The organism is Ilumatobacter coccineus YM16-304, from assembly GCF_000348785.1.
GTDB classification, from domain to species: domain Bacteria; phylum Actinomycetota; class Acidimicrobiia; order Acidimicrobiales; family Ilumatobacteraceae; genus Ilumatobacter_A; species Ilumatobacter_A coccineus.
The window spans coordinates 1,054,992-1,070,831 of sequence record NC_020520.1 but is presented as its reverse complement, the minus strand read 5'-3'; the positions used below and the strand labels follow the sequence as shown (position 1 = coordinate 1,070,831).

General features: G+C 67.4%; 9 protein-coding genes. 3 read left to right on the top strand and 6 right to left on the bottom strand.

The window, feature by feature from the left end:
- Positions 1–29: 29 nt before the first annotated feature.
- The gene (locus tag YM304_RS04805) at positions 30–6,833 is read right to left on the bottom strand and encodes a beta strand repeat-containing protein (RefSeq protein WP_162142035.1); all 6,804 of its coding nucleotides are present in this window, start codon (positions 6,831–6,833) and stop codon (positions 30–32) included.
- A gap of 230 nt (positions 6,834–7,063) precedes the next feature.
- Positions 7,064–7,804 carry an enoyl-CoA hydratase-related protein gene (locus YM304_RS04800; RefSeq protein ID WP_015440518.1) on the bottom strand — a complete coding sequence of 247 codons (741 nt, stop codon included), beginning with the start codon at positions 7,802–7,804 and terminating at the stop codon, positions 7,064–7,066.
- A 26-nt stretch (positions 7,805–7,830) separates the two neighbouring features.
- Here YM304_RS04800 and YM304_RS04795 point away from each other — a divergent pair, with 26 nt between their 5' ends.
- Together YM304_RS04795 and YM304_RS04790 are read left to right on the top strand one after the other, a co-directional pair.
- Entirely contained in the window at positions 7,831–8,109 is a 279-nt protein-coding gene (locus YM304_RS04795) for a hypothetical protein (protein ID WP_015440517.1), read from the top strand.
- 59 nt (positions 8,110–8,168) lie between these two features.
- Positions 8,169–8,744: a TetR/AcrR family transcriptional regulator gene (locus YM304_RS04790; protein WP_015440516.1), complete on the top strand. Its 576-nt coding sequence runs from the start codon at positions 8,169–8,171 to the stop codon at positions 8,742–8,744.
- Between the two features lie 100 nt (positions 8,745–8,844).
- On the opposite strand, the gene YM304_RS04785 is transcribed toward YM304_RS04790, so the two are convergent.
- From YM304_RS04785 to YM304_RS04775, 3 genes are all read right to left on the bottom strand, one after another.
- Positions 8,845–11,652 (bottom strand): FtsX-like permease family protein, encoded by a 2,808-nt coding sequence (locus YM304_RS04785; RefSeq protein WP_041298018.1) that lies wholly within the window; start codon positions 11,650–11,652, stop codon positions 8,845–8,847.
- Entirely contained in the window at positions 11,649–12,350 is a 702-nt protein-coding gene (locus tag YM304_RS04780) for an ABC transporter ATP-binding protein (RefSeq protein ID WP_015440514.1), read from the bottom strand. The genes YM304_RS04785 and YM304_RS04780 overlap by 4 nt, the downstream gene beginning before the upstream one ends.
- Before the next feature lie 68 nt (positions 12,351–12,418).
- Positions 12,419–12,958 (bottom strand): PadR family transcriptional regulator, encoded by a 540-nt coding sequence (locus YM304_RS04775; RefSeq protein ID WP_015440513.1) that lies wholly within the window; start codon positions 12,956–12,958, stop codon positions 12,419–12,421.
- 210 nt (positions 12,959–13,168) lie between these two features.
- Here YM304_RS04775 and YM304_RS04770 point away from each other — a divergent pair, with 210 nt between their 5' ends.
- Positions 13,169–14,527 (top strand): carotenoid oxygenase family protein, encoded by a 1,359-nt coding sequence (locus tag YM304_RS04770; RefSeq protein WP_015440512.1) that lies wholly within the window; start codon positions 13,169–13,171, stop codon positions 14,525–14,527.
- 183 nt (positions 14,528–14,710) lie between these two features.
- Here the strand turns inward: YM304_RS04770 and YM304_RS04765 are convergent, their stop codons facing one another.
- Positions 14,711–15,832, bottom strand: a complete 1,122-nt coding sequence (locus tag YM304_RS04765; RefSeq protein WP_015440511.1) for an acyltransferase family protein — start codon at positions 15,830–15,832, stop codon at positions 14,711–14,713.
- Positions 15,833–15,840: the final 8 nt, after the last annotated feature.

The window sequence follows — 15,840 nt, the reverse complement described above, 5'->3', positions numbered from 1 at the left end:
GATGGAAATAACCAGGTTGGTCGGGCGCATCAGGGCAGCGTCGGCGTCGGGCAGGTCGTCGGCCCTGCGGTGAACGTGCCGGATGCGATCACCGTTGCGTTCGCGTGGTCGTTGGTGTTGAGCAGGTGCGCCTCGGCTGCGGCCTCGGTCGGTGTCGACAACCCGACGAGAGCGATCGACGACGAGTTGGCCGTCGCGAGGAACCCGTCGAGTCCGCCGTTGGCCTGTGCCGTGTTGCGATCGGCTCCGGCATTGGCGCCGTTCATGTCGAGACACAGGGCAGTCGACGGGCCGCTGGCCGAGACGCGGTACGCCTCGCTCGACACGGCATGGAGCGCGCGCATCGTGTTGCCGTGCAGCGTTGCGTTGGCCGTGGCGTTGCTGAAGTCCAACCGTGCGGGGATCGAGGCCTGACTCGGGACTTCGATCGTGTTGTTCGTCAGCGACACGTCGACGACATCGACGTCGGATCCGGTGATGACCGTCACCGCGTCGAAGGACGACGCGGTGGCCATCGATGTCATCACGTTGTCACGGATGGTGACATCGTTCGGTCCGCTCGTTCCGCTGAAGGAGTACCAGAGGGCATGACGCGCCACCGATGTCACCGTGTTGTCGGCAAACAGGTGGCGACCGGTCGACGATTCGGCGCCGATCACCGCCAGCAAACCATCGACGTCGACGTTCTGGATCGTGTTGGAGGAGAACTCGGTGTTCATCGCGCTCGAGCCGTTTGCGCGGAGCGTCATCGCCGTCGAGGTCGTTCCGCCGAACCCGGTCTGTGCTCCGATCTCACGGAAGATGTTCGATCGGAACTCGACGTCGAGTGCCGCTGAGTCGCCCGTCAGCAACGACACTCCGGAGGCTCGGCCACCGGCGAGTTGGGCGATGCCCGAATCGTCGGAGAACACCGAGTCGGCGACATACAACTCGGTGGAGCCCGTGCCGTTCATGCTCAACCCGAGCGCTTCGTCCTTGATGCCGTCGAACGTCGTGCCGTTCACGATCTCGATGCGTCCGCCCGCCGAACCGGTCAGTTCGAACGACACCGCCCCGCCGCGACTTCCCGTCGAGGTGCCCGTGAAGGAGGATGCGTCGACGGTGAACCGGTCGAGCGTGCCCGACGAGTTGACGACCCGCACCGCGAACGCGTTCTCCTCGGCGAACCCACCGAACGTCGAGGCACGGATGATGTTGGTGCCCGTCAGTTGCGACGCGTTGACGCCGCGCTGCACTCCTGGCGCAGCGTTGTCGGCGGACACGTCCATCGATGTCGCCGAGAAGTCGGCAGTTTCCGAGAGCTCGATGGCCGAGCCCGTGGTTGCGCTGATCGTGCCACCCGAACCGTTCGCCAGATTCGAGCCGTCACCGGTGATGGTGACACCGCCGCTCGTGCCGGTGTCAGCCAGCTCGATGCCGTGAACTCCGCCGCTCGCGCTCACCGAGCGGAAGGTGAGACCCGCCGCGCCGATCGTGGTACCGCTCACGACCTCGAGTGCCGTCCCGGTCGACGCCGTCGTGTCGATCGAGTTGTTCGGACCGAGGATGGTCAAGGTGCCTCCGGACGATGCCGTCAATCCCGGCAGGGTGCCGGCCGCCAGCGAGGTGTCGACGTCGACGCCGCCCGTGAAGGTGATGGTGGCGCCGATGTTGCTGGCGAGACGGATGCCGATCCCGTTGTCGTCGATGGCCCCGGCGAGCGTGATCGTGCCGCCGGTGTGCGTCGTCGCCTCGACGGAACGCCCCGTCGACGTGGTGTTGATCGACGCACCCATCGTCACGTTGCCGTTTCCGCCGGAGATGTCGAGGCCGCGATACGACGCATTGACGATTGCGCCGCCCGTCACGACGAACGGACCGGTCCCCGCGTTCGTGAGACGAATGCCGCTGACCGCATTCGTCGCCGAGACGGTCGTGAACTTCATGCCGGCCGCTCCGATGTCGGTGTTGACCATGCTGATCGCGGTGCCGCCCGTCGTCGTGATCGAGTTCGCGTTCGCCGGGTCGGTCACGACGACCGAGCCCGCTGCGGCCGCAACGAACGCGTCCGAGCCCCCGGTGGAGAGCGTCAGCGTGCCCGTGAACGACGCAATCGAGGTCGATCCCGACCCCTCGTTCGTGTACAGGTAGATGCCCGCACCGCTGACCGTCGTGATGTCGCCGCTGAAGTCGAACGTCGCCACGCCCGGCGCGTGCGAGTTGATGATCTCGATGGCTCGACCGGTGCCGCCGGTGACGTCGCCGCCGTAGGAGACGTCGCCGCTCACCGCTTCGAGGTCCACCGTCGGAGCCGAGCCCGAGGTCACCGAACCAGCGGCGATGGCAAGCGCTCCCGACATCCGCGTGAGGGCGATCGCCGAGCCCGTGCCGGCGGTGGAGGTGACCGTTGCGAAGTTCGCCGGGCTGCTCCCGGCGCCGCTGAGTTCGGTGTCGGTCACGTCGATCGCGGTACCGGCAGTGACCGCGACGGTCGACGCCGTCCCGAGGATCTCGAGGGTGCCCGCGTCGTCGGTGACGATTCCCGTCCCATTCGCGGCGACCACGTCGAGCGAATCGAAGGTGGTGGTGATCGAGGGCGAGCCGACGATCGAGACGCCGGTCTGAGCCTCCACCTGCGTCGGGCCGAAGCCGACATCGGTGGTCTGGGTGTCGATCGAGATGGCTGCACCGGTGTCGGCGACGACGTCGACCTCACCGTCGAAGCTGATCTCGGCCGAGCTGTCGACGATCACGATGCCGTTCGTGAGTTCGCCACCCGTGCGCGTGAGGCTCGTGTCTCCCGTGACCGTGAACGCTCCCGACACGGTGTCGAGATTGATGCCGTGGGCGGTGGTGCCCGGCCCGCTGTTGAGCGCGGTGACGCTGGTGAGCACCATGCCGTCGCCGGCGCCCAGACCCAGCGCGACCGGGTCGATGTCGACCGCGGCGCCGTTGACCGTGTTGATGGTGCCGGCATCGGTGTCGAGTTGGAACGCCCCGGCCTTGCCACCGGCGTCGCGGACGTACAGCCCGGTGCCGTCGGTGTTGCCGATGTCGAGCGTGCCGAAGTCGATCGATCCGCTGACGTCGTTCAGGCGCAGGCCGTCGCCGACGATGTCGGCGGGCGTGGCCGGGTCGCCGATGGACGAGTCCCCGGCTTCGACGGTCTGGACACCGATGGTGACGTCGTCGGCGTCGAACGTGACGGTGTCGAAGAGCAGGCCACCCGCTCCAGCCGACGCGACGTCGACCGACTCGACTTCGCTCACCGTGACGATGCCCGAGGTGGCTGCGCCCGAAACCGACAGACCTGCGCCGGTGGCGCCGGAGAGTTCGAGGTCGGAGAACGCAACGCGAACACTCGCCGTGCCCGTGGGGCGCACATCGATCGCGTCGCCCTGTCCTTCGATCCGGAGGTGACGGATCTCGACGCCCTCCACGGCACCCGCCGATGCTGCGATGGTGATGGCGTCGCCGGCCGAGTTGTCGATGAACGGCCGAGCGTTGGTGTCGGCGATCTCCTCGAGCATCAGACCGGCGGGGAGCCGACTCGGCGACTCCTCCTCGACGGCCTGGCCGAAGAGCTTCTGGCCGTCCTGGAGTTCGATCGATCCGTCGAGCGGCGCGTCGGTCTCGAACACCAGGATGTAGTCGCCGGGCCCGGAGGCGGCCTCGGCGCCGGCGAGCGTCTCGAACGCGTCGGTGGAACGGCCGTCGCCGCCGGCCGGGTTCTTCGTCGCGTGGACGGTGTCTTCGACGTACCAGACCATGTCGGCGACCGTGAGCTCGATCGTCACGTTGGCCGTACCGCCGTCGCCGTCGGTGAGCGTTGCGGCGTAGCTGTCGGCGCCTTCGAAACCGGCGGCCGGCAAGTAGGTGAAGTCACCGTCGTCGTCGAGCACGATCGTGCCGCCTTCGACCGTGGTGAAGGTGCCGGCGACGTACGTGACCACCGCCGAGTCGGCGTCGGTGGGCGCCGCCTTGGCCAGTGCGTCGGTGGTGTCGGTCGTCGACGCGACGCGACCAGCGACCGGTGTGTCGTGGTCGTCGGCATCGGCGCCGTCGACGCGCAGCAACGTGTTGCCGATCGCGTTGTAGCTGATCGTCGCGTTGGTGGGCACCGGATCGAAGTTCACGCCGCTGACGTTGACGATCTTGTCGGCGCCGGCCGACGCGAGTGCGCCGTCGTCGACGCTGAACGTGATCGTGCGATTCGCCGTGCTCGGAGTCGAACTCGCGTTGGCGAAGGTGACGGTCCGGAGCACGGCCTGGAAGTCGGCCGCCGACTGAGCGGTGGCCGGGTCGATCGTGAGCACCCCGGTCGTCGGCGCGTACGAGATGTCGCCGGCGACGATGCCACCCGATGCCGACGCGGACAGCGTGTCGACGCTCGTCTCGAATCCGGCGCTGATGGTGACCGTCGCGGCGTCGAGCAGGTCACCGTCGGGGTCGCTGACGGACACGCCGCCGTCGACCACGGTGGGCGAATCGCCCTCGGTGAACGAGGTCGACCCCGCCGTCGTCGTGACGATCGGGGCTTCGTTGACGTCGGTGACGTTCACCGACAACGCACGCGAGTCGGTCAGCGCACCCGAGTCGGTCACCGTCACGGTCACCGAGTACCCGTTGTCGCCACCACTGTCGCCCGGCGCCTCGAAATCAGGAGCCGACACGAACGACAACACACCCGACCCATCGATCGCGAACAGACCCTGATCCGGGCCCGACAACGAATACGACAGACCAGCACCCTCCACGTCACCCTCGGGATCCGACGCCTCCACATCGACCACCAACGACGAATTCTCCGACACCGACACCGTCGACGACACCGGCGCCGTGACCGTCGGGGCTTCGTTGACGTCGGTGACGTTCACCGACAGCGCACGCGAGTCGGTCAGCGCACCCGAGTCGGTCACCGTCACGGTCACCGAGTAGCCGTTGTCGCCACCACTGTCACCCGGCGCCTCGAAATCAGGAGCCGACACGAACGACAACACACCCGACCCATCGATCGCAAACAGCCCCTGATCCGGACCCGACAACGAATACGACAGACCAGCACCCTCCACGTCACCCTCGGGATCCGACGCCTCCACATCGACCACCAACGTCGAGTTCTCCGACACCGACAACGCCGACGACACCGGCGCCGTGATGACCGGCGGGTCGTCGACGACGAGGGCGTCGACCGCCGTCGACACCGCAGTCGCGTTGTCGGACGGTTCGGAGTCGACCTGATCGGACAGCACCGAGAAGTTCGCGACCAGCGTTCCGGCGGCTGCTGCGTCGACGTCGACATCGATCTCGTAGGTCACGGTCGCGCCGGCCGCGAGCTCGCCGATGGTGCACGACGGCGCTCCGCTCGGATCTTCGATGCAGCCAGTGGTGGTGCGGAACACGACACCGCTCGGCAGCGTGACCAAGCCGGCCACGCCGGTCGCCGCGACCGAGCTGTTGTTCGTGACGGCGACCGTGTAGGTCAGCGGCTCGCCGGCATCGACCGGATCGGGCGCGCTCGACGCACTGATCGACAGATCGGTCTCGTCGACGCCGACGTTGATCGGCGCCACGTAGCCCGACCCGTCGACGACGAGATGCGCGCCGCTCGAGGTGTAGATGCAGACGTCGCCGGCCGCATCGAACTCGGCAAAGATCTCGTTGGCGCCGGTCACGCCCGGGCTGTAGTTCATCGACGCGACCACGGGTCGCTGTTCCTCGCACGGGTGCACGGTCGCGTATCCGAACCCGTCGGGCTGGACGACGACGAGGTTCAACAGGGCTGCGCTGGCCCCTGCCGGAATGCCACCGCGCCCAGCGACTCGAACCCGGTACTCGGTGTCGCCGAGTCGGCGTCCCTCGCCTTCGAAGGTGCCGTCGATCGTGTCACCGATGTCGCGCGTGTCGACGAGCCGAACCGGCGGCTGATTGCGCAGGTTGGTTCCGGTCGGCACATACCCCACGACGTCGATCACGAGATCGACCGACGTCGTGGTCTCGACACACACGTTGCCGTTGCCGTCGACGTCGAGGAGCAACTCGTTGGCTCGCGTGGTATCGGTGACGTAGTTGAGCGACGACGCGGTCGGCGGCGTGGCGAGACACGGGTGCGCGACGAGGTTGCCCGGGCCGTCGGGACGCACGGCCGCGATGTTGGCCAGCACGGAATCGACGCCTTCGGGGATCCCGATGCGGCCGGCGATGTCGACCGTGACGGGCTCGCCCGGTGTGGTCCGGCCGCCGCCTTGGGCCTCCCCGTCGTACGTGGTGGAGCCGTCGCGCGTGTCGACGATGCGGCGCGGGGCGAACGACACGAGCGGGCTCGCGGCCGGCACGAAGCCGCCGACGTCGATGGTCAGATCGGTCGACGCGAAACTGAAGACGCAGAGTGACCCGGTGTCGGAGAGCGCCGCGACGATCTCGTTGCCGACGGGCAGCGATGGCACGTAGTTGAGCGACGAAGCGAGCGGGCGTGGCTCGGCACAGTCGAAGATGGTGAGGTAGCCGGTCGATTCCGGGCGCACGGCGGTGACGTAGACGAGGGCGGCAGCGGCGTCGGCGGGGATCTCGCCGCGTCCAGCCACCTCGATCTCGATCGTGTCACCGGCCGCCAGCCGTCCGATGCCGTTCGACTCGCCGTCGAACGTCGTCAGGCCGGTGCGGGTCTCGGCGAATCGGGCGCGTTCGGCGACGACGATCGTCTCCGCGGTCTGCGCAGCGGCCTCGCTCACGGCCGATGATGACGGCTCGACGCCGGTCGGGGCAGCGGAGGCAGACGCCACCGGAATCACTACGACGGCGGCACCGACCAATGCGGTGACCACCAGGTTCGACCATCGACTGCGTACGTTCACGGCGCTCCTTCCGACCGCCCTGTCTGAGCGACCGGGCGCCAACATAGAACGTGACTACCCGCACATCAACGAATCAGAACGAATCCTGACAGTGACATGATCGAATGCTGCCGAATCGGCCTCCGACTCGCTAAACGTCCTGCACAGCGGCTATGGCAGCCACTCCCAACCACGCTGAGCGACGCCACCAACCTGGTTATTTCCATCCGGGATGGAAATAACCAGGTTGGTCAGGTGCCGGTGAAGTCGGGGCGGCGCTTCTCGAGGAATGCGGTGCGGCCTTCTTCGGCGTCGGCACTGGCCCACGCCGCCGATCGTGCAGCTTCGAAGCGTTCGGACGCGTCGGGACCCACCCCTTCGAGGCCGAGCTTGTGCGCCGCGATGGTGAGCGGCGCGAGCGCTGCGAGACGCGACGCCCAGCTCAGCGCGTCGTCGAGATCGCCGAGGCGGTGGATGCCGCCCGTGCGGTGCAACTGTTCGGCGGTGTAGGTCTCGGCGGCGATCAACATGGCCCGAGCGATGGGCGGCGAGAACTCCGCAGACGCCCGTTCGAGCGTCCAGAGGTCGACCGCCAACCCGAGCTTGGCGGCGGGGATGCCCAGCACGCTGTCGGGTGTGGCCACGCGCAGATCGCACGCGACGACGAGTTGCGTGCCCGCCCCGAGCGCCGGGCCGTCGATCGCCGCCACGACAGGCACCGGGAGCGCACCGAATCCGCGCAGCACGGCGTTGAGATCGGTGGCGAACTGCCCCTCCTCCACCCCGGTCAGATCGGCACCCGCCGAGAACGCCGGCGCCGCACCGGTGAGCACCACGGCTCGGACGTGACGCGGTGCCTCCGAGGCGAGCCGCTGCTGGATCTCGAGGAGCTGGAGCAACGTCGCGTGATCGACCGCGTTGCGGCGCTCGGGACGATCGAGCGTGATCAACTCGATGCGGTCATTGCGTTCGACTCGGACTGATTGGCTCATACTGCGCCGTACGCTACGCGGCGGATATGACGAACCACGAGAGCACGAACGCCAGCGACGACCCGGTTCGGGTTCGCCGAGCGAAGATCGCGAAGTGGACGTTGCTCGCGAACCGCATCGGCTACCTGTTCGTCGCGCTCGCCATGGCGCTGTTCGTCATCGCGTTCGCGTTCGGGTTCACCGCCGTCATGGCCACGCTCGTCATCATCGCCTTCGTCATCGGTTGCGTACTGCTCGCCCCGACGATCATCCTCGGCTACGCCGTCAAGGCTGCGGAGCGTGACGATCGTGAACGCGGCCTGTAGCCGCTCATGACGCAACCGATGACATCGCCGATCTGGCGGGTTACCATCCGGTAACTCATATGTCCCCACGACTCCCCGCCAACGCACGACGCGAACAGATCCTCGAGGTCGCGCTCGACGTCTTCGCCGCTGCGGGGTTCCACGGGGCGTCGATGAACGATGTCGCCGAGGCCGCCGGAGTCACCAAGCCGGTGCTGTACCAGCACTTCGACTCCAAGCGCGAGCTCTATCAGGCGCTGCTCGAAGAGGTCGGCAACCAACTCCTCGAAGCGATCGCCAAGGCGACCGCCGAGGCCACCGACGGCAAGAGCCAGACCGAACTCGGCTTCCGGGCCTACTTCCGCTGGGTCTCCGACGACCACGATGCGTTCAAGCTGCTGTTCGGTCCGGGCACGTCGAGCGACGACGAGTTCGCACGGGTCATCGCTCGCATCACGTCCGAGGCGGCCAACGCCACCGCGCCGCTCATCGCCGTCGACATCGACGAGAGCCATCGCCGCACGTTGGCCCACGCCCTCGTCGGCCTCGCCGAAGGTGCGAGCCGCCGCCTGGTCGAGTTGGGCGACGAGTTCGACCCCGACGCCATCGCGAAGGAAGTCAGCGCCCTCGCCTGGGCCGGCCTCCGAGCCCTCTGAACCGCGTCCCGCCACTCTGGTCCGGCTCCCGCCACTCTGGTCTGGTCCGGATGAGTTTCGGAGAACGGCGTACACCCAGACCAGACCGGCGGATCTCGGTTCACACGACCGACGCGGTCGACGCGGTGATCGGACGAACTCGCTGAGCGATCGCCGACACGACGAAGGTCGCACTCGCGGCGATCGCCGGCACGGCGAACAGCAGCGCCAGCACCAGGAGCACCGGGAACGGCGCGGTCGAGTCGTTGGCTCGGCCGATGACCCACATCGTCGCGTAGCCCGTCGGAATCGCCACCACCGCCGCCCCGGTCGTGATGACCCAGGCCTTCGCTGCGGCGACTCGACGGAGCGTCTTCGGCGCCGCGCCGACCGCGTGGAGCACGTCGCGTTCGTCACGGCTCTCGGTCGCGGCGAGCGACAGGCCGATCGCCACCACGAGCAGCACCATCACCAGCGAGGCCAGCGCGACACCGAGTTGGATCAGGCCCCACGGGGTGCGGGTGATCGGGCTGTCGGTCCAGACGTACCAGACGTTGCCCTCGTTGACGTCGACCCCGTCGAACCCGGGCGCCGAGGCCTCGACCACGAAGGCGTCGGGTCCGTAGTGCGGCTGCAGTTCGTTGATCGCGTCGCGTTGCCGCTTCGTGATGTCGGCGGGGTTGTCGATGAAGTACTGGGCCACGGCGGCGTCGAGTCCGTTCTCCTCGACGAAGCGCTCGCTCACGACCGCTTCGGCGACGTACCTGCCGTTCGAGTCGGCCACGTACCCGAGCACTCGGGGGTCACGGGTCGCGGGCGAACCGTCGACCGTGTCGACCCCGTCGGTGAACCCGTCGCCGTCGTTCTCGACGAACACCTCCGACCCGACGACCTCGACGATTCGACCGTCGCTGGCGAGAAACTCACCGCCGTGTCCCGCCCAGCCGCCGAGGATGCCCTGCTCGTCGAGCGCTGCGACGAGCTCGTCGGAGTAGTCGAGCCGGTCGAGCAATGCCTCGTCGGCGACGGCGATCTGCGTCAGACGAGGCCGTTGCCCGTCGAACGTGTCGCCCACGTACAGGCCGGTGTTGACGTTGTACGGCGGCGGATCGACGACCAGCATCGTGATCGGCGTCCAGGTCGCATCGGGCAGCAACGTCTCGAGTGGCTCGCGGATCAGCGTCGGCAACTCGGTCGGCGGCTGTGGCGACTGGTCGAAGATGCCGGTGCTCGAGATCTCGTCCATCGCCGGCGGGTTGCCGAACCAGTCGGCCTGGAACGCCACCGACACGGTCCGGAGATCCGGGTCGTAGTCGCTGGCGTGGTCGGAGTTCTCCGCCGTGCGAGCGACCGTCGCTCCGGCCACCGCGAGGGCGATGACGGTGGCGACCGCAGTGAGAACGGCAGCGGAACGCGCCCGCCCTCGGTCGAGTGAACGAGCGGCGAGGCGGATCACACCTCCGAAGCGGCTGCCGACCACGCCGATGCCCGCCACGATCAGCGGCGACGCGCAAACCATGCCGAACAGGATGGCGAGCGAGCCGAGCACGGCGATCGCCGCGGTGAAGTCGTCGGCGCTTTGCGTGCCGGCGGCACCGAACAGCAGAAGCAGTCCGCCGACCAGGAGCACGACACCGGTCGGGGCGAGCCAGTTGGGCGGCGTCGACACCGGGCGCCGCCCCGCCAACGCGGTCAGCACCGGAATGCGCGCGGCAGACCGAGCCGGCACAAGGGCTGCGCCCGTTGCGGCGACAACCGCCGTGAGGGCGATCACGATCATGTCGATCGGGACGATGTCGAGCGACCCGGTCTCGCGACCGGCGAATCGGTCGAGCCATCCGTAGTGATCGCCGACGCCGACACCGACGAGAGCGATCGCCAAGCCGACGATGGCACCGAGCGCTCCCGTCCAGGCACCCTGCAACGCCATCGTGCGTTGCACGAGTCGTTGCGGAGCACCGTTGGCGGCGAGCTGACCGATGGTGACGAGTTGACGCCGCGCCGACGTGGCGAATGCCGCGGCGATGACGATGCCGACGGCCACGAAGGCGACCATGCCGGCGACCCACCCCCAGGCGAGTTGCTGCCCGGTCACGTCTTCCTCGCCGTACGTCCACTGATCGGTGCGGCCGTAGGCGTTGGAACCCTGAGCCCGGTAGCTCTCGAGAATCGCGGCCTGTTCCTCCTGTGTCAGGTCGGACGGGAGATCGATGAGGGTCGCGATCGACAGCTGGTCGTCGATCACCAGATCGCGATCGAAGTTCGGGATGACGATCAGGTTCTGTTCGTAGAACTGTGCTCCCCCACCGATGCCGACCACGTCGAGGGTGAGGTCGGGCCGCACCAGTCGCAGCCGGTCGCCGACGTCGACGCCGAACTGGTCGGCGAGGCGCCTGCTGAGGAAGGCCTCGTCGGGCCCCTCGGGGACTCGCCCGTCGGTCACGGCACCGGCTCCGTCGAACATCGGGTCGTCGAGATCGGCATCGTTGAGCTGGACGTACTCGGTCGCGACCGCGCCATCGACCTCGGCGCGAATCGGCGAGTAGATCGACATGACCTCGGCGAAGCTGGATCCGTCGGGAAGTGGCGGCGCCTGATCGCCGAGGACCTCGGTGTTGCGGTCGAAGCCGAACGGACTTCCCGCGCTCGTCGCCACGATGACGTCGGCGCTGCCGTACTGCTGCGTGAACGTGTCGCCGTTCGCCGGAGCGGTGGTTCGCGCCACGATGCTGGCCGTGGCCATGCCCATCACCGGGATGGCGATGAGCAGCATGACGAGCAACGTGCGCCCGGGCCGGCGGCGCACCTCGCGTCGAGCAAGCCGCGACGCGAAGTTCCACGTCGCCGTCGGAGACGACGAGCGCGTGCGGGTCGACTCGGGGGCCGCCGATGCGTCGGGAGCGGCCGGTCGATCGTCGAGGAGTGTCATCGGATCGAGCTGTCGTCGAACGCGGGAGCGGACTCGTCGACCACGCGACCGTCACGCAGGAAGATCACGCGGTCGGCCCACGAGGCGAATCGCGGGTCGTGGGTGACCATCACCACCGACACGCCGCGGTCGCGAGCGAGACCCGCGAGCAGTTCGACGACCTGGTCGCCGTTGACGGTGTCGAGTGCGCCGGTCGGCTCGTCGGCCAGCAGCAGGCGGCGGTCGCCGATGAGCGCTCGGGCGATGGCGATGCGTTGGCGTTGACCGCCGGAGAAGTCGTCGGGATAGCGATCGAGGTGTTGGTCGAGGCCGACCTGTTCGAGCGCGGCGCGGGCGATCTTGCGGGCCTGTTTCGAGGGCGTTCCGTCGAGTTCGAGCGGCAGCATCACGTTCTCGAGTGCGGTGAGCGCCGGAATCAGGTTGAGCGATTGGAAGACGTAGCCGACATCATTGCGTCGGAGCTCTGCCTGCTGGGCGGGTGACAGGTCGGCGAGGTCGTTGCCGTCGACGATGACTCGGCCGGCGCTCGGTTGTTCGAGCGCTCCGGCCAGGTGCAGCAGGGTCGACTTGCCGCACCCCGATGGCCCCATGACGGCGACGAATTCGCCGCGTTGGACCGTGAGGGAGACGTCGGTGACCGCACGCACTTCGGTCGATCCGGAGCCGTAGCTCTTGACGACGTCGAGGTACTGGAGCATGGGAGTGTTCACCTTCTGAGCCGGTGGGCTCGTAGCGAGAGCGTTGGTGGTGTCGCGGGGTTGGTCGGTCATGAGTTGGCCTTCAGCGTCGAGATACGGGCTTCGCAGACTTCGAGCCATCGCAGGTCGGCTTCGGCACGGACGATGAGGGCGTCGGTGACGAGCAGTGCGGCGAGGCCCTCGCCGTTCGAGATCGCTCCTGGCGGATGGACCGCGCTGCGTTCACGACGACGCATCTGCAGCAGGGCGGTGAGCGCCGACCGCTGTCGGGTGAGCACGTCGAGCGCATGGTCGGGGCCGTGCTCGATCGCCATCAGGACCTTGAGCATCAGTTCATCGCGCGGTGGCGGTTCGTCGGCCGGAACCGCTTGCCACCAGTCGCCGAGTTCGTCGACGCCGGCCCGCGTGATCGAGTAGAGCTTCTGGTCGTCGTCGCCGAGTTCCATCGTGACGAGGCCATCGCGTTCGAGCCGATCGAGGGTGGTGTACACCTGGCCGACGTTGAGCGGCCACACGCCGCCCGTGACCGATTCGAACTCGGTCTTGAGCTGGTACCCGTAGTGCGGGTCATCTCGGAGAAGGGCGAGCAACCCATGCTTCACTGCCATAGCGGCCTCGATCTCATAGTTACCAAGTATGCATACTCGGTATCCAGAAAGCAATACCCAGTATGCATTTCGTCACATGATGTCTCAAACGGTGTCTGACACCGGATGACTGGCCACCGACGAGACCCGGCACCGCGCTCGCCATTCGGTGTCTGACACCGTTTGACGGTTTAGGTTGACAGGTGTTCACTCATCTGGTTGGATGTCGGCATGACCGATGCTGTACTTCCTGATCGCCGACCGAGCGAGAACATCTATCTCTCGGGCAACTACGCCCCGGTCGAGCAGGAGCTCACCGCCCACGACCTGCCGGTCGAGGGAGAGATCCCCGCCGAGCTCGAAGGCCGCTGGCTGCGCAACGGGCCCAACCCCGAACTCGAGGTCGACCCGGCGAAGCACCACTGGTTCATGGGTCACGGCATGGTCCACGGCGTGCGCCTGCGCGGTGGCAAGGCCGAGTGGTATCGCAACCGCTACGTGAGCCCGGCCGAAGATCGCGCCGCCGGCAAGTTCGGCGCCAACACCAACGTCGGTGGGTTCGCCGGCACCACCTGGGCCATGGTCGAAGCGGGCAGCCCGCCGATCGAACTCGCCTACGACCTCACCCCACTGGGCGAGAACCGGTTCAACGGCACCCTCGACGGCCCCTTCACCGCCCACCCGAAGTACGACTCGGCGACCGGTGAACTGCACTCGATGAACTACCAGTGGCCCGACCTCGTCGACCACGTCAACTACACCGTCGTCGGCAGCGACGGCACGGTCACGAAGAACCTCGCCATCCCCGTCCCCGACATGCCGATGATGCACGACATGTCGCTCACCGACAAGTACGCGATCGTGTACGACCTGTCGGTCACGGTGAACTTCGACGTGCTCGCCGCGGGCTACCCGTTCCCGTTCAAGTGGGATCCCGACCGCCCGTGCCGCGTCGGACTGCTCCCCCGCGACGGCAGCGCCGACGACATCGTGTGGTGTGACGTCGACCCGTGCTACGTGTTCCACCCGCTCAACGCGTACGACATGCCCGACGGTCGAGTCACGGTCGACGTGTGTCGCTACGACGACCTCATGGTCGACGACCGCAACGGCCCGTTCACCGAGAAGCCGCCGACGCTCGACCGGTGGATCATCGATCCGGTCGCTCGCCGCGTCACCGAGACGCGCATCGACGACATGCCTCAGGAGTTCCCGCGCCACAACCCGCGCGTCGGGCTCGAGGAGCACCGCTTCGGGTACACCTCGCAGGTCAAGCCGCGCGAGGTCAACCTGCACGGGGCGGTCAACAAGTACGACTTCGCGAACGGCAGCGTCGAGCGCCACGAGTTCGGTTTCGGACGGGGCGGCGCCGAGCCGGTGTTCGTCCCGAAGGCGGGGCGAGACGAGGAAGATGCCGGCTGGATCCTCACGGTCGTCTACGACGCCACCACCGACTCGAGCGAACTCCACGTGCTCGACGCCGAAGACTTCACCGGGCCCGCGGTCGCACAGATCGCACTCCCCCAGCGAGTGCCCTTCGGGTTCCACGGCAACTGGGTTCCCGACGCCAGCGTCGCTCCCCCCGCCTGACTCGACACCCCGTCCGACCTTCGAGCCACGGGCTCACTCGACCGGGTGCTCGGGATCGAGCGATGGCGCGGTCACGGCACGACCGTCGTCGAGAGCAGATCATCACCGCTCGCGGAATTGACAACCTGGGTTGTCGGGCTGACAACCCAGGTTGTCGATTCTCGGGGCGAGTATTTGGGAGGGTCACGTTCGCGGACGGGCTGGATGCACCGACTGGTCGGTCGCCGTGCGGCGGGCGAGCAGGGATCGAGCGAGCCGCTGCGACGGCAACTCGACGAATCGATGTGACGCCCACGCCACCGCATAGGCAACCGCGAAGGCGACGACGATCGCCGCCGTGAACGGCACTCGGCCCACCAGGACGTCGAGCACGTAGAAGCCGATCACGCCGTGCACGAGATACAGCGAGTAGCTGATCTCGGAGGTTCGAGCGATCGCTGCCGGCACGCGAATCGACTCCTCGAACAGGAGCGCCACGACGAACAGCGCGAACGCGAATCCGACGCTGATCATGTAGCTGTTGTCGGCCGGCGAGAACGCCGTGTGGATCCGCCGGATGCCGAACACGACGACGAGATAGGTCGCGAGCGTGAACACCGCGTAGTCGACGGTGGTGATGCGCCGCGTCCACCGCAGGTACACGAGTTGGCCGAGCAGCAGGTATGGCACATAGGCGACCGCAGCGGCGAACAGGAAGTAGCTCGCGCCGAACGACCGGGCCGTGAGGATGATCAGTGCGCACGCACCAAGCAGGCAGCCGTTCGCGACGAGCGGCCACCGCTTGAGCAGCGGCAGCGTGATGAACACGCCGATGTAGAACAACATCTCGATCACGAGCGTCCACGCCACGGCGTTGGCGACGAACGTGGGGACACGGAAGTAGTTGGCAAGCGTCATCGTCTGGGCGTACTCGCCGATCGAGAGACGCTGCGTGCCCTGGATGAAGGCGATCGCGATGATCAACAGGATCGACACGATCAGCGGCGGATAGATCCGGAGCACTCGTTTGACGGCGAACTGGAGACGCGTCTCGCGTTGCGCGACGTGCGTGATGACGAAGCCCGAGATGAGGAAGAACACGGCCACACCGAAGAAGCCGAAGTCCTGGATGATGCCGAGCGGTTCGCTCACCCAACGCCGGATCACCCGATTGGCGACCCATGACCGCCCGTTGGACTCGGGCCAGATCGCGCCGAGGTGGTCGTACACGACGAGGAGTACGGCCACGCCGCGCAGCAGATTGAGGAACTCGATCGTGCGGGCGGTGACACGCGGTGTGTCGTTGCGAAGCGGGTTGAACAGCACAGCGACCT

What these genes read in the sequence shown, in the direction of transcription:
- YM304_RS04800 (WP_015440518.1), bottom strand. Translation starts at nt 7,804, where the DNA reads ATGAGCCAATCAGTCCGAGTCGAACGCAATGACCGCATCGAGTTGATC.
- YM304_RS04795 (WP_015440517.1), top strand. Translation starts at nt 7,831, where the DNA reads ATGACGAACCACGAGAGCACGAACGCCAGCGACGACCCGGTTCGGGTT.
- YM304_RS04790 (WP_015440516.1), top strand. Translation starts at nt 8,169, where the DNA reads ATGTCCCCACGACTCCCCGCCAACGCACGACGCGAACAGATCCTCGAG.
- YM304_RS04785 (WP_041298018.1), bottom strand. Translation starts at nt 11,652, where the DNA reads ATGACACTCCTCGACGATCGACCGGCCGCTCCCGACGCATCGGCGGCC.
- YM304_RS04780 (WP_015440514.1), bottom strand. Translation starts at nt 12,350, where the DNA reads ATGCTCCAGTACCTCGACGTCGTCAAGAGCTACGGCTCCGGATCGACC.
- YM304_RS04775 (WP_015440513.1), bottom strand. Translation starts at nt 12,958, where the DNA reads ATGGCAGTGAAGCATGGGTTGCTCGCCCTTCTCCGAGATGACCCGCAC.
- YM304_RS04770 (WP_015440512.1), top strand. Translation starts at nt 13,169, where the DNA reads ATGACCGATGCTGTACTTCCTGATCGCCGACCGAGCGAGAACATCTAT.